This is a genomic window from Aquabacter sp. DMC10 (genome assembly GCF_056314145.1).
In genome coordinates, this window is the sequence record NZ_JBQUYX010000007.1 from 276,126 (window position 1) to 289,742 (window position 13,617).

The 13,617-nt window shown below is 67.1% G+C and carries 12 protein-coding genes and 3 tRNA genes; 8 read left to right on the top strand and 7 right to left on the bottom strand.

Going from position 1 to position 13,617, the window contains the following annotated elements; genetic code table 11:
* The first annotated feature begins 72 nt into the window (after positions 1-72).
* The 4 genes from ACT54L_RS19200 to oxlT (ACT54L_RS19215) all read left to right on the top strand — a co-directional run bounded on the left by ACT54L_RS19200 (position 73) and on the right by oxlT (ACT54L_RS19215) (position 5,250).
* Positions 73-543 (top strand): CBS domain-containing protein, encoded by a 471-nt coding sequence (locus ACT54L_RS19200; RefSeq protein ID WP_476087233.1) that lies wholly within the window; start codon positions 73-75, stop codon positions 541-543.
* 188 nt (positions 544-731) lie between these two features.
* Positions 732-1,961, top strand: a complete 1,230-nt coding sequence (gene frc / locus ACT54L_RS19205) for a formyl-CoA transferase (protein WP_476087234.1) — start codon at positions 732-734, stop codon at positions 1,959-1,961.
* A 91-nt stretch (positions 1,962-2,052) separates the two neighbouring features.
* Entirely contained in the window at positions 2,053-3,357 is a 1,305-nt protein-coding gene (oxlT, locus tag ACT54L_RS19210; RefSeq protein ID WP_476087235.1) for an oxalate/formate MFS antiporter, read from the top strand.
* 585 nt (positions 3,358-3,942) lie between these two features.
* Positions 3,943-5,250 (top strand): oxalate/formate MFS antiporter, encoded by a 1,308-nt coding sequence (gene oxlT, locus ACT54L_RS19215; RefSeq protein WP_476087236.1) that lies wholly within the window; start codon positions 3,943-3,945, stop codon positions 5,248-5,250.
* A gap of 136 nt (positions 5,251-5,386) precedes the next feature.
* On the opposite strand, the gene ACT54L_RS19220 is transcribed toward oxlT (ACT54L_RS19215), so the two are convergent.
* The 7 genes from ACT54L_RS19220 to aroA form a co-directional block, all read right to left on the bottom strand.
* Positions 5,387-5,617 (bottom strand): hypothetical protein, encoded by a 231-nt coding sequence (locus tag ACT54L_RS19220; RefSeq protein WP_476087237.1) that lies wholly within the window; start codon positions 5,615-5,617, stop codon positions 5,387-5,389.
* A gap of 160 nt (positions 5,618-5,777) precedes the next feature.
* Positions 5,778-7,448 (bottom strand): glucose-6-phosphate isomerase, encoded by a 1,671-nt coding sequence (gene pgi / locus ACT54L_RS19225; protein ID WP_476087238.1) that lies wholly within the window; start codon positions 7,446-7,448, stop codon positions 5,778-5,780.
* 12 nt (positions 7,449-7,460) lie between these two features.
* A complete protein-coding gene (gene pgl / locus ACT54L_RS19230) occupies positions 7,461-8,174 on the bottom strand; it encodes a 6-phosphogluconolactonase (RefSeq protein ID WP_476087239.1) in 714 nt (237 codons plus the stop codon).
* Positions 8,175-8,214: 40 nt separating this feature from the next.
* Entirely contained in the window at positions 8,215-9,690 is a 1,476-nt protein-coding gene (gene zwf, locus ACT54L_RS19235; protein ID WP_476087240.1) for a glucose-6-phosphate dehydrogenase, read from the bottom strand.
* 374 nt (positions 9,691-10,064) lie between these two features.
* Complete coding sequence (gene rpsU, locus ACT54L_RS19240) at positions 10,065-10,292, bottom strand: 30S ribosomal protein S21 (RefSeq protein WP_394116105.1); 228 nt, start codon at positions 10,290-10,292, stop codon at positions 10,065-10,067.
* A 146-nt stretch (positions 10,293-10,438) separates the two neighbouring features.
* A complete protein-coding gene (gene cmk / locus ACT54L_RS19245) occupies positions 10,439-11,083 on the bottom strand; it encodes a (d)CMP kinase (RefSeq protein ID WP_476087241.1) in 645 nt (214 codons plus the stop codon).
* 7 nt (positions 11,084-11,090) lie between these two features.
* Positions 11,091-12,473 carry a 3-phosphoshikimate 1-carboxyvinyltransferase gene (gene aroA, locus ACT54L_RS19250; RefSeq protein ID WP_476087242.1) on the bottom strand — a complete coding sequence of 461 codons (1,383 nt, stop codon included), beginning with the start codon at positions 12,471-12,473 and terminating at the stop codon, positions 11,091-11,093.
* Positions 12,474-12,653: 180 nt separating this feature from the next.
* Here aroA and ACT54L_RS19255 point away from each other — a divergent pair, with 180 nt between their 5' ends.
* From ACT54L_RS19255 to ACT54L_RS19270, 4 genes are all read left to right on the top strand, one after another.
* Positions 12,654-13,052 (top strand): TIGR02300 family protein, encoded by a 399-nt coding sequence (locus tag ACT54L_RS19255; protein WP_209102036.1) that lies wholly within the window; start codon positions 12,654-12,656, stop codon positions 13,050-13,052.
* 143 nt (positions 13,053-13,195) lie between these two features.
* A tRNA-Ala gene (locus ACT54L_RS19260) sits at positions 13,196-13,271 on the top strand.
* A gap of 101 nt (positions 13,272-13,372) precedes the next feature.
* Positions 13,373-13,448 (top strand) — tRNA-Ala (locus ACT54L_RS19265).
* 99 nt (positions 13,449-13,547) lie between these two features.
* Positions 13,548-13,617 (top strand) — tRNA-Ala (locus ACT54L_RS19270).

The window sequence follows — 13,617 nt, forward strand, 5'->3', positions numbered from 1 at the left end:
TGAATACCAGCATGTCTCTCCGGGCTCATAAGGCAGGAAAACCGCCGCAGCCCGCGGAGAGGAAACGCGCCAATGATTACCGTTGCGGACATTCTGCGCGAGAAGCGCGATACGCGCATCATCACCATGCGCATGCACGAAACCGTCGCCACCGCCGCCCGGATCATGCAGAGGGAGAACATCTCCTCTGTGGTGGTGCAGGACGTGGTGGACACTGAAGGCGCCACGGTCATCGGCGTCTTTTCCGAACGGGATGTGGCCCGCGCCCTGGTGGAGCACGGGCCTGCCACGCCGGGCCTGCCCGTCGCCACCTTCATGAAGCGGGCGCTTGTCTCCTGCGCACTGGAGGACACGCTCCTGGCGGTCCTGCGCCGCATGACGGACCATCAGATCCGCCATCTGCCGGTGATGGAAGAGCACGCCCTTGTGGGCGTCATCAGTGCCACCGACCTGATGCGCCACTATCTGAATGAAGGTGAGGCGCAGCGCTTCCCCGCTCTGGCCGCCGGCGAACTGGCCGCCGGACTTCTCGCATTGCGATGATCGCGGCGACCGGCGGGTGCCATGTGCACGCGCCGGTCGAAAGGCCATTGCCGGCCGGTTGAAGCGGTGATATGTCTTTGTATCTGGCATACCAAATCCAATAGACGAAATATCAACAAGGGCTTTCGGGCCCGACAGCCGGCGCAGATCGGCAGGCATGCTGTAGGGCAGGTTCCAGGGGTAGAGGCATGGGCAAGGCACTCGAAGGTGTGCGCGTGCTCGACATGACGCACGTGCAATCCGGTCCGTCCGCGACGCAATTGCTCGCCTGGATGGGCGCAGACGTCATCAAGGTCGAGATGCCGCGCCGCGGCGACATCACGCGCACGCAACTGCGCGACAAGTCCAATGTGGACTCGCTTTACTTCACGATGCTGAACGCCAACAAGCGCAGCATCACCCTCAACATCAAGTCGCAGCAAGGGCAGGATGCCCTGGCCCGGCTGGTGGTGGGCTGCGACGTCCTGGTGGAGAATTTCGGCCCCGGCGTCCTCGATCGCCAGGGCTTTGGCTGGGATCGGGTGCAGGCCCTCAATCCGCGGATGATCTACGCCTCCATCAAGGGCTTTTCCGAGGACGGCGACGTCGACGCCAAGGCCTATGAGACCATCGCCCAGGCCATGGGCGGGGCCATGAGCACCACGGGCTGGCGCTCCGGCCCGCCGACCGCCTCCAGTGCCCAGATCGGCGACACCGGCACCGGCATCCATTGCGTGGCCGGCATTCTCGCCGCCCTCTACCAGCGCACGCTTACCGGGCGTGGGCAGAAGGTGGAGGTGGCCATGCAGGATTGCGTGGTCAACATGCTCCGCGTGAAGCTGCGCGACCAGCAGCGCCTGTCCTCCGGTCCGCTGACCGAATATCCCGGCGTGCCCGGCGGCGATTGCGTGCCGCGGGCGGGCAATGCCTCCGGCGGCGGCCAGCCGGGCGCGGCCCTGCGCTGTGCGCCGGGCGGCGAGAATGACTATTGCTACGTCATCATCCAGCCCCAGGGCTGGGCGCCGCTGATGCGCCTCATCGGCCGGCGGGACCTCATCGAGGACCAGCGCTTCGCCACCCACGAGGCGCGTGCCCAGCGGCTCGATGCCTGCTTCGCGGTCATCGAGGGCTGGACGCGCCACCGCAGCAAGTTCGACGTCATGAAGGCGCTCAAGGCCATCGACGTGCCCTGCGGCCCCATTCTGTCCACCAAGGACATCCTGGACGACCGCGCGCTCTATGAGCGCGGCTTCCTGGTGGAGGTGCCCCATCCCGAGCGGGGCACCTATGTCACGGTGGCCTCCCCCATCCGCCTGTCGGACAGCGACGTTCCGGTGGAACGCGCGCCCCTCCTTGGCGAGCACACGGACGAGGTGCTCGCGGCCATCGGCTATGGCCCGGATGACATTGCCAACATGCGCGCCACCGGCGCGGTGTAACGCCAAAACCGCCCTCCAGAGGGACGAGGGAGAGGGCGGATCAAATCTCAAAGATAAGAACAAGACTAATGAATATATGGGGAAGGAAAAAATGGGTTCACATGGTCCTACGGGCACCGCAACCGTGACGGCGAACCGCTGGCTTCAGCTGATTGCCGGCATTGTTTGCATGGTCGCAGCCGCAAACATCCAATATTCCTGGACGCTCTTCGTCCCGGAAATCCAGAACGCCCACGGCTGGAGCCGCGCCTCCATCCAGGTGGCGTTCACCGTCTTCGTGGTGGTGCAGACCTGGCTCACCCCCATCGAGGGCTATTTCATCGATAAATACGGCCCCCGGGCCGTGGTTTTGGTGGGCGGTGTCTTCACCGGCCTGTCCTGGATCATGAACTCCTATGCCACCTCGCTGACCGGCTTCTATGTGGGCGCGGCCATCGGCGGCATCGGCGTCGGCTGCGTCTATGCCACCTGCGTGAACAGCGCGCTGAAGTGGTTCCCGGACAAGCGCGGTCTTGCGGTCGGCCTCACTGCCGCCGGCTATGGCTCGGGCACGGTGCTCACTATCATCCCCATCGCCAACATGCTGAAGACATCGGGCTACCAGGAGACCTTCTTCCTGTTCGGCCTGATCCAGGGCGCCATCATCCTGCTGGCCGCCGGCTTCCTGCGCGCGCCGCAAAAGGGTGAGGTCACCTTCTCCAGCACCGTGGCGCAGAGCCGCCGCGACTATACGCTCGGCGAGGCCCTGCGCACCCCGGTCTTCTACGTCATGCTGACCATGTTCATCCTGACCGTCACCGGCGGCCTGATGGCGGTGGCCCAGCTGGGCGTGATCGCCGAGGACCTGGGCGTCAAGAAGGTGGAAGTGAACCTCTACTTCTTCGCCATGGCCGCCTTGCCGTTTGCGCTGATGCTGGACCGCATCCTCAACGGCATCTCCCGCCCGCTGTTCGGCTGGATCTCCGACCATATCGGCCGCGAGAAGACCATGTTCTTCGCCTTCGCCATGGAAGGCATCGGCATCGTCGCGCTCGGGACCTTCGGTCACAATCCCTGGGCGTTCATCATCCTGTCGGGTATCGTCTTCCTGGCATGGGGCGAAGTCTACTCGCTGTTCTCGGCGACTGCCGCGGACACCTTCGGCAGCGCCCATGTGGGCAAGATCTATGGCGTGCTTTATTGCGCCAAGGGTGTGGCGGCGCTTCTGGTTCCCGTCGCCAACCTCATCATGGAAGCGACCGGTTCCTGGGCCACCGTTCTTTACATCGTCGCGGCCATGGATCTCACCGCCGCCTTCTGTGCCCTTTTCGTTCTGCGTCCCCTTCTCGCGCGCCATCACCGGCTCAACGAGGAAGCGGCCGCGCGCGCAACGCGTCAGGCAGCGGTCGGCGCCTGACCAAACAGCCCTCTGCCGCCTTCGGGCGGCCCCTCACGGCCCCGGCTCTGCCGGGGCCTTTTTTTTGTCCCACGCCCGGAATGGCGCCTGGCGATCATCCGGTGCCAGTGAGGTCGGATGAGTATGTTGATGGTCAGGGTCGTAAAGGTGTGTGGATGTAATTCTAATGAAAATTCCATATGATAAATCACGGTATACAGCGTAAAAAATTGAATATACGCTCATGTTTGTGGATTTTGATCCCCCGAAAACATCCCAATTACAGTGTCCGATAGTCGGATTTTCGGTGCATTTAGCCGTTACGTAGCAGCAAGTAGCATATTGTATTTGGTATTTTGAATGCAGTCTGAGGCTCTCGCCCCCCTCCGGGGACTTGATTCCCGCCCGGTTCGCCAAAGCCGGGCCTGCGCCCTCACCGGACGCGAAAGAAGAGCCTGGTCCCCGCGCACGCGCGCGGACCTCACCCCGGCCTCCGCCGGGGCCAAGACAAACAAGAATGGTGACCGTCACGGGCCGTTCATCGATGCGGAAGGCGCTGCGCGCCCGACGCCATGACCCCAGTTGACCATAAGGGAAGGGAAGGAAATGCCGGCAGTCGAAACCGCGCGCAGTGGCCCCGTTGGCGGGCGCTGGCTGCAGCTGCTCATCGGCGTCATCTGCATGTCGATGATCGCCAATCTTCAATACGGCTGGACGCTGTTCGTCGAACCCATCAATGACAAGCACCAGTGGGGCCGCGCCGCCATCCAGGTGGCCTTCACCATCTTCGTGGTCACCGAGACCTGGCTTGTTCCCATCGAAGGCTGGTTCGTCGACAAGTTCGGCCCGCGCATCGTCGTCTTCATCGGCGGCATCCTGTGCGCCGCCTCTTGGGCGCTCAATTCCATCGCCGACACCCTGACCCTGCTTTATGTGGCCGCTGCCATCGGCGGCGTGGGCGCGGGCGCGGTCTATGGCACCTGCGTCGGCGCCGCGCTGAAGTGGTTCCCCGATCGCCGCGGCTTGGCCGCCGGCATCACCGCCGCCGGCTTCGGCGCCGGCTCCGCGCTGACCATCGTGCCCATTGCGGCCATGATCGCCGCGCAGGGCTACCAGCAGACCTTCCTGTTCTTCGGCCTGATCCAGGGCGGCGTGGTGCTGGTGCTCTCCTTCCTGCTCCAGGTGCCCAAGCCCGGCCAGCTGCCGAAGGCGCAGAGCACCGCCATCGTGCAGTCCCGGCGCAATTACGGCCCGGTGGAGATGCTCAAGTCCCCGGTCTTCTGGGTGATGTATCTGATGTTCGTGCTGGTGGCCTCCGGCGGCCTCATGGCCACCGCCCAGCTCGGCTCCATCGCCAAGGACTTCAAGATCGCCAACGTCCCGGTGAGCCTGATCGGCATCACCATGCCGGCGCTGACCTTCGCCCTGTCCATCGACCGGGTGCTGAACGGCCTCACCCGTCCCTTCTTCGGCTGGGTGTCGGACAATATCGGCCGCGAGAACACCATGTTCATTGCCTTCGCCCTGGAAGCGGTGGGCGTGCTGGCGCTGGGTCACTTCGGCGCCAATCCGGTGGCCTTCGTGATCCTGACCGGTCTGGTCTTCTTCGCCTGGGGTGAGATCTACTCGCTCTTCCCCGCCACCTGCGGCGACACGTTCGGCTCTAAGTTCGCCACCACCAATGCGGGCTTCCTCTACACCGCCAAGGGCACGGCGTCCCTCGTGGTGCCGTTCGCCAGCATCATGGTGGCCCAGTATGGCAACTGGGACCTGGTGTTCGCCGTGACCGCGGCCGTGAATGCCATCGCCGCCATCATGGCCATCTTCGTGCTGAAGCCCATGCGGGCCCGCTTCGTGGCCGAGGCCAAGCGCGACGTGGCCTCTTCCGAGGTGATGGAAGCCACCACCCACTGAAAAGGCGGCCGGCCCCGGTGCGGGCCGGCCTGTCCTTTAACCGCAAACCTCCCGCCGGCCACGACGCGTTTCCGGCCGGCTCACTGGGGGCGGGGCAACCCGCCCCTTTTTCGCGCGCCCGCGGGGACGCGCTATCTCAGAAGGCGCGGGGGAAAGAGGCCCAGGCGGGATCTTCTTCCGCCTTGCGGCGGTCACCGCCAAAGCCGGTGGACGCGGTACGGGTGGTGGCCTCTTCCAGGGCCAGAGCGACCGGCAGGCCCGGCTCGCCGGCGGCGGCCATGAAGGCGCGCGGCTGGGCGAAACCCACCAGGGCGCCGGTCAGCGCCATGCCGAAAATGCCGAGGGCGGTCAGGTCAAGGGCAGTCATGTCATCCTCCGGGACCCGCTGCGCGGGATCGAAACGGCGGGGGCGGCATCGGCCGGCCCCGACTACGGATGACATACTGACCTAAATTGGCGCTTTCGTGGTATACAAAATACGCATGCTGCTCTTGCGATGCTGCATAGCAGCAATGTTGCAGATCCTCTCAGGCTTCCCCCCGCCCGAGCGCACGCAGATGCGCGATCACCCCGCCGGCCGAACCGGTGGCGGTGGCCGGCAAGGCGCCGCCGCGCACCGCGCCCAGGAGATCGGTGGCCATTTCCTTGCCCAGTTCCACGCCCCATTGGTCGTAGGCATTGATGCCCCAGACCGCCGCTTCCACGAACACCCGGTGCTCGTAAAGCGCGATCAGCCGGCCGAGCGTAAAGGGGTCCAATTGGCGATAGGCCAGGGTGAGGGAAGGGCGGCTGCCGGGGAAGACGCGATGGGGTGCAACCTCCGCCGCCCTGGATGCGCTGAACCCCCGCTGCGCCAACTGGGCCTGCGCTTCCGCCAAGGTGCGCCCGCGCAACAGAGCTTCGGACTGGGCGATGCAATTGGCCACCAGCAGGTCCTGATGCTCCTGCAGGGCCGGTTCATGGCCCTGCGCGGCGATAAGGAATTCCACCGGCACCACGTCCGTGCCCTGGTGAAGCAGCTGGAAAAAGGCGTGTTGGGCATTGGTGCCCGGCTCGCCCCACACGATGGGGCCGGTGGGCTGGTCGGCCGGCGTGCCGTCCAGCTTCACGCTCTTGCCGTTGCTCTCCATGTCCAATTGCTGGAGATAGGCCGGGAAGCGGGCGAGGCGCTGGTCATAGGGAATGACGGCGCGGCTGGGATAACCGCACACATTGCGATGCCAGAGGCCGACCGCCGCCAGAAGGACCGGCAGATTTTCCTCCAGCGGCGCGTCGCGGAAATGGGCATCCATGGCGGCGCCGCCGGCCAGGAAGTCCGCAAAGGCGTCCGGGCCGATGGCGATCATGAGCGGCAGGCCGATGGCGGACCAGAGGGAATAGCGCCCCCCCACCCAGTCCCAGAAGCCGAAGGCCCGCTCCCGCGAAATGCCGAAGGCCACGACCTTGTCGAGGGCGGTGGAGACGGCGGCGAAATGGTCGCCCACGGCCGCCTCGCCCAGCGCCGCCACGATCCAGGCCCGCGCCGAGCGGGCATTGGTCATGGTCTCCACCGTGGTGAAGGTCTTGGAGGCGACGATGAAGAGCGTGGTGGCCGGGTCGAGGCCGCGCAGCACGTCGGTGAGGTGCGCGCCATCCACGTTGGAGACGAAATGGCAGCGTGGCCCGTCGTGATAGGGGGCGAGCGCCAGCGTCGCCATCACCGGGCCGAGGTCCGAGCCGCCAATGCCGATATTCACCACATCGGTGAATGCCCGCCCGCCCTGGCCCGCCACTGCGCCGGTGCGCACAGCCGTGGCGAAGGCGGCGAGCGCCGAAAGGGTGGCGCGCACGTCGCCCTTCACGTCGGCGCCATCGAGCAGCAGCGGGGTGGCGGTTTCGCGCAGCGCCACATGTAGCACCGCCCGGTCCTCGGTGATGTTGATGTGCTCCCCCGCGAACATCGCCTCCCGCCGGGCCTCGACGCCTGCCGCACGCATCAGCTCCATGAGGAGCGCGAGGCTCTCGCGGGTGAGGGCGGTCTTGGAGATGTCCAGCAGAAGATCGCCGCTCGCCGCCGAGAAAGCGGCGAATCGCGCCTCGTCCGCGAACAGATCCACCAGGGGCTTGCCCGCGCCCGCCGCCCGCACCTCGGCCAGGGCGGCCCACAGGGCGGGAAGGTGGTCACGGGAAAGAGGGGTGGCGGGGGCGGAGAAGGTCATGGCCTGTGTTCCTCACGGACACCAGTAGACATCGAGCGGCCGCGCCACATGGCGCAACACGGCCCGGATGGGAAGATCGCCGTCCGGCCCCGGGGCACGGGCGGCATCCAGCACCGCGCGCTTGCCCGCGCCCTCCACATGGAGGAACAGGGCGTGTGCCGCCAGGAGCGGAGGCAAAGTGAAGGTGATGCGCGGCTCGCCCGCTGCCTCAGCCCGGGCCACGCCCAGCCGGGCGGTTCCCTGGGGATCGATCAGGGCGGGCAAGGTGGCGGCACCGGGAAAGAAGGAAGCGGTGTGCCCGTCGTCCCCCATGCCCAGCACCACCGCCGCAAACGGGGAGGGCAGGGCGGCGGCCTCGGCCTCCAGGGCGTCAAGGCCCGCCTCGGGAGAGGCGGCGCCATTATAGAGCGGCAGGAATCGCGCCGCCGCCGCGGGCCCCTTCAGGAGGTGGCGGCGGACCAAGGCGGCATTGGACCGATCGGAGGTCTCCGGCACCCAGCGCTCGTCCACCAGCGTGACGACCACCTGCGCCCATTGGAGCGGCGCCGCCGAAAGCGCCTCGAAGAAGCGCGTGGGCGTGCGGCCGCCGGACACCGCCAGGGCGGCACGGCCCGTCCGCGCCAGTTCCGTCTCGAGCGCCTGCGCCACACGCGCGGCCAGGCCCCGCGCCAGGGCCGCGGGGTCCTCGAAGGGGGCGAGGGAAACGGGCGTCAGCGCTTGCGTCACGCGGCGGGACCCTTGCTCAACCAAGCGTTGGTCTCAGCCGTCATACATCGTCCGCCCAGGTTCGGCCATCCCGCTCGATGAGCGCCACCGCGGCCGAAGGCCCCCAGGTACCGGCGGTATAGGGCCGCGGCGGCTCGCGCGAGGCGCGCCAAGCGTCCAGGATCGGGTCGACCCAGCGCCAGGCGGCCTCCACTTCGTCGCGCCGCATGAACAGGGTCTGGTTGCCGCGCACCACATCCATGATGAGCCTTTCATAGGCATCGGGATTGCGCACCCCGAAGGCCTCGGCAAAGCTCATGTCCAAGGGCACATGCTGGAGGCGCATGCCGCCGGGGCCGGGATCCTTAATCATCAGCCACAGCTTCACGCCCTCGTCCGGCTGCAGGCGGATGACGAGGCGATTGGCCATGATGGGGCCGGCCTGGCCGTCGAACACCGAATGGGGAATGGGCCGGAAGGCCACCACGATCTCGGACATGCGACTCGCCAGCCGCTTGCCCGTGCGCAGGTAGAAGGGCACGCCGGCCCACCGCCAATTGCCGATCTCGGCTTTCAGCGCCACGAAGGTCTCGGTCTGGCTCGGCTCGCTGCCGCCCAATTCCTCCATATAGCCGGGCACCGCGCCACCGGCGGAGGCGCCCGCGCGATATTGTCCGCGCACGGTGAGGGCGGCGGCATTCTGCTCGTTGATGGGCTCGAGCGCTTTGAGCACCTTCAGCTTCTCGTCGCGCACCGAATCGGCGTCCATGGAGACGGGGGGCTCCATGGCGACGAGGCACAGGAGCTGGAGCATATGGTTCTGCACCATGTCCCGCAGCGCGCCGGCCGTGTCATAATAGCCCGCGCGGCCGGCCGTGCCGACGCTCTCGGCCACGGTGATCTGCACATGGTCGATATGGGCGTGGTTCCAGATGGGCTCGAACAAGGCATTGGCGAAGCGCAGCGCCATCAGGTTCTGCACCGTCTCCTTGCCCAGATAATGATCGATGCGGAACACCGCCTCTTCCGGGAAGACCCGGCCCACGGCCTCGTTCACCGCGCGGGCGGAGGCCAGATTCTTGCCCACCGGCTTTTCCACCACCACCCGTGTCTTGGGCGTGACGAGGCCGTGGGCCCCGATGCGGGCGCAGATGTCGTCGAACAGGTCCGGCCCTACCGCCAGATAGAAGACGCGGATCTTGTCGGCCTCAGCGGAGAGGCGGCGCTCCAATTCGTGCCAGCCGAGGTCGGACTTGGCGTCGACCTCCACATATTGCAGGCGCTCGAGGAAGCGGGTGAGGGCCTGGGCATCGGGCGTGCCATGTTCGCCACTCTCGACGGCGTCCCGGGCGAAGGCGCGGAACTCCGCATCCTCCATGGCGCGGCGGGAGACACCGATGATGCGCGCGTTCGGCGGCAACTGCCCCGCCACGTCCCGCTCGAACAAAGCCGGCAGGAGCTTGCGCTTGGCGAGGTCGCCCGTGGCACCGAACACGACGATGTCGAAGGGATCCACCGTGATGACCCGCGCAGCCATTCCTGTCCTCCGGTTCGACGGCGCTGGCCGTCCTCTTGGGAGACAAACGCGGATTCCCCCCACGGGTTCGCGATGCATTGTCTCCGCCGGGCTGTCACAGCCAACCAAATCGATTCGATCCGGTGGTGCGGCGCCCCCAAGCCTCCCCTTCTAGCAAATCCTTCACGGCAGTGGTGCGACCGAAGCGGGAAAAGGCTTAACGCCGCCGGCGCATCCCCATTTGCGCGGAGAAGGCGAGGGGACAGGGGACATGCAAAAACGGCCCGCGCGCGTCAGCGCACGAACCGTTCTTGTTTCATCGGACGGACCCTGTCGAAGGCGCCCGAACCCGTCACCTCCGGCGAGGCCGGGGCGGGTTCAGCCGCGCAGACCGCTCAGCGGGTGCGGGGCTTGGAGGGCAGCAGGCCTTCGCGCTGGGCGCGCTTACGGGCCAGCTTGCGAGCGCGACGGATGGCCTCGGCCTCCTCGCGGGCGCGCTTCTCGGACGGCTTCTCGTAATGACCACGCAGCTTCATCTCGCGGAAGATCCCCTCGCGCTGCATCTTCTTCTTGAGCGCCTTGAGGGCCTGATCGACATTGTTGTCGCGGACGAGAACTTGCACGTGATGCCTCTTCGAGCTGTTGCGCCGATCCGAATACGAACCTGGAATGAAACTTTGTCGGACGATGCAGCAGGCCAGCGGCCGACTGTCGAGTCGTCCAGAGGAGCGCTCACTTATCAGAACTCCATGGCCCTGTCCACACCGGCCTAGACTTCGCCGACTGAGGACTGGCGGGCCTTCGCAGCCTCCACCACGGCGAGGGCGGCGGCGAAGGCCTCGGCGATGCCAAGGCTGGTGGTATCCAGCAGCGCTGCATCCCCCGCCATGACGAGCGGGGCCGAGGCGCGGCCGGAATCCCGGGCGTCGCGGATGCGGATGTCGGCCAGCACATCCTCGAAGCGGGCGGCTTCGCCCCGGCCGATCAATTCCTTGTAACGGCGCTCCGCGCGCACTTCCGGGCTGGCGGTGACGAACAGCTTCGCCGTGGCCGAAGGGCAGATGACGGTGCCGATGTCGCGCCCGTCCAGCACCGCGCCGCCAGGCGTTGCCGCAAAGCGGCGCTGGAGGTCCAGCAGCGCGGCGCGCACGCCGGGCCGCGCCGCCACCACGGAGGCGGCCTCCCCGATGGCGGCGGTGCGCAGCGCCTCGGGATCGAGCGCGCTCACATCAAGGCCCTCGGCCACCGCCACGCTGGCGGCCACGTCGCCCAGCCGCCCGTCGGCCAGGCATTGCGCGCCCACCGCCCGGTAGAGAAGGCCCGTGTCCAGGTGCGGCAGGCCGAAATGGGCGGCGAGGCGCCGGGCCAGCGTGCCCTTGCCGGAGGCGGCGGGGCCGTCGATGGCGATAATCATGCGCTCCTCACCGGATCACGGCGCCAAGGCCCGCCATCATGGGCATGAAGGTGGGGAAGGAGGTGGCGATGAAGGTCACGTCGTCCACGCTCACGCCCCGGTCGCTGGCGAGGCCCATCACCAGGAAGCACATGGCGATGCGGTGGTCCATGTGGGTGGCCACCGGACCGCCGCCGGCCACGCGCCCCGTGCCGTGGACGGCCAGGTCGTCGCCACGCACGTCATGGGCCACATGGCAAGCCGCAAGACCGTCAGCGACGGCGGCAAGGCGGTCGCTTTCCTTAACCCGCAACTCGGACAGGCCGCGCATGAGCGTGGTGCCTTCGGCAAAGGCGGCGGCCACCGCCAGTACGGGATATTCGTCGATCATCGCCGGCGCCCGCTCGGGCGGCACCTCGACGCCGCGCAGATGAGAATGGCGCACGCGCAGGTCGGCGACCGTTTCGCCCCCCTCGGTGCGCTCGGCCACCGTCTCGATGGACGCGCCCATCTCCTTCAGCGTGGTGATGAGGCCGATGCGCAGCGGGTTCATCATCACGTCGCGGATGAGCATGTCGGAGCCGGGCACGATCACCGCCGCCACGATGGGGAAGGCGGCAGAGGAGGGGTCGGAGGGCACCAGCACGGGCGCCGCCTTCAGCTCGGGGCGCCCCTTCAGCGTGATGCGACGGCCATGGGCGCCTTCGGCCACCACCTGAACCTCGGCGCCGAAATGGGTCAGCATGCGCTCGGTGTGATCGCGGGTGGCTTCCTTTTCCACCACCACCGTCTCGCCGGCGGCGGCAAGGCCGGCCAGGAGCACGGCGGACTTCACCTGCGCCGAGGGCACCGGGGTCTCATAGGTGAAGGCGGAAAGGTCGGAGAGCCCCTGGAGGCGGAGCGGCAGGCGCTCGCCCTCGGCGGAGCTGACCACTGCGACGCCCATGGCGCGCAGGGGATCGAGCACCCGTTTCATGGGCCGGCGGCGCAGGCTGGCGTCGCCATCGAAGGTGGCGGCGATGGGATTGCCGGCCACCGCGCCCATCATGAGGCGGGCGCCCGTGCCGGAATTGCCGAAGTCCAGGGGCTCGGCCGGGGCCTTGAAGCCGCCGACACCGACCCCCTCCACCCGCCATTCCCCGTCGCCGAGGCGCTCCACCGTGGCGCCCAGCGCCGCGCAGGCCTTGGCGGTGTTGAGCACGTCCTCGCCCTCCAGCAGGCCGGAAATGCGGGTCTCGCCCCGCGCCAGCGCACCGAAGATGAGGGCGCGATGGGACACCGACTTGTCCCCCGGGACACGCACGCTGCCGGTCAGCGGCGGCGAGGGCAGGGCGGTGGCGGGCCGGGGCGCGCCGCCGTGGCCGTGGGCATCGTGCGGCTGGGTGGCGCTGGTCTGGTGGAGGCTGGACATGTCGGCTCCCGCTTTTCTTGGGTCGGCGAAGGGTCTCGCGCGGCCGTTTCAGGTCATTGCCGGGCCGTCTAGCATGCCGGCGCGGCCGCTGGCCATCCGCCCTCCTGCGATTCCGCCTTGACATGGGCAGGCGCATTCGCCAATGGAGGCCCCTCGATTTTGGAGGCCAAGGATATCGCTGTGGCGAAGCCAGAACTCGGCACCAAGCGTGTCTGTCCGATTACAGGCCGCAAGTTTTATGACTTGAACAAGGACCCGGTGGTCTCTCCCTATACGGGCGAGTCCTATCCCCGGTCCTATTTCGAGCCCGTCGCCCGCGGGGCGACCCGTGGGGAGGCTCGCGCGGCCGCCGTCGAAGAGGATAGCGAGGACGTGGCGGACGTCGAGGTCATCAGCCTCGAGGAAGCCGACGCGGAATCCACCACCGCCAAGACGCCGGCTGCGGCCGACGACATTGATGTGGACGAGGACATCGTCGCCGACGGCGACGACGATACGTTCCTGGAAGAAGATGAGGATGATGGAGACGATGTCTCCGACCTCATCGGCGAGGGCCTCGAGGACGACGAAGAGGCTTGATAGGTTCGGCGGCCTGTGCTTTAAGGCCGCTCTCGCTCGGCGGACATGAGTCGCCGGGCACTCCACCGCGGGTCTTCCCGACGCATTCTTCCGGTTTCGGATCTCATCCGGTTCCAAAAGTGATGCGCAGCCTGCGGTCCGGTGGGGCCATAGCTCAGTTGGGAGAGCGCTTGAATGGCATTCAAGAGGTCGGCGGTTCGATTCCGCCTGGCTCCACCAAATGAAAATCCCAATGCGCTGACCGGGCGCTGGTGTCGCAAGACACGTTTTCCGGGTCGGCGCAACAGTTCCAACGGACCCGCAAGGGTTCGTGGCCCGGTGGGGTCATAGCTCAGTTGGGAGAGCGCTTGAATGGCATTCAAGAGGTCGGCGGTTCGATTCCGCCTGGCTCCACCACTTTTCTGTCCCAAGGCCGATCTGGCGCGGGTGTCTGAGGACACGGCCCGCCGGTCGTCGCCATAGTTCCAGCGGACCCGCCAGGGTTCGCGGCCCGGTGGGGTCATAGCTCAGTTGGGAGAGCGCTTGAATGGCATTCAAGAGGTCGGCGGTTCGATTCCGCCTGGCT

Bases quoted from the DNA above. Each gene is read 5' to 3' on its own strand.
- ACT54L_RS19220 (WP_476087237.1), bottom strand. From the start codon at position 5,617: ATGACTGCCCTTGACCTGACCGCCCTCGGCATTTTCGGCATGGCGCTG.
- frc (WP_476087234.1), top strand. From the start codon at position 732: ATGGGCAAGGCACTCGAAGGTGTGCGCGTGCTCGACATGACGCACGTG.
- aroA (WP_476087242.1), bottom strand. From the start codon at position 12,473: ATGTCCAGCCTCCACCAGACCAGCGCCACCCAGCCGCACGATGCCCAC.
- ACT54L_RS19200 (WP_476087233.1), top strand. From the start codon at position 73: ATGATTACCGTTGCGGACATTCTGCGCGAGAAGCGCGATACGCGCATC.
- oxlT (WP_476087235.1), top strand. From the start codon at position 2,053: ATGGGTTCACATGGTCCTACGGGCACCGCAACCGTGACGGCGAACCGC.
- oxlT (WP_476087236.1), top strand. From the start codon at position 3,943: ATGCCGGCAGTCGAAACCGCGCGCAGTGGCCCCGTTGGCGGGCGCTGG.
- pgi (WP_476087238.1), bottom strand. From the start codon at position 7,448: ATGACCTTCTCCGCCCCCGCCACCCCTCTTTCCCGTGACCACCTTCCC.
- cmk (WP_476087241.1), bottom strand. From the start codon at position 11,083: ATGATTATCGCCATCGACGGCCCCGCCGCCTCCGGCAAGGGCACGCTG.
- zwf (WP_476087240.1), bottom strand. From the start codon at position 9,690: ATGGCTGCGCGGGTCATCACGGTGGATCCCTTCGACATCGTCGTGTTC.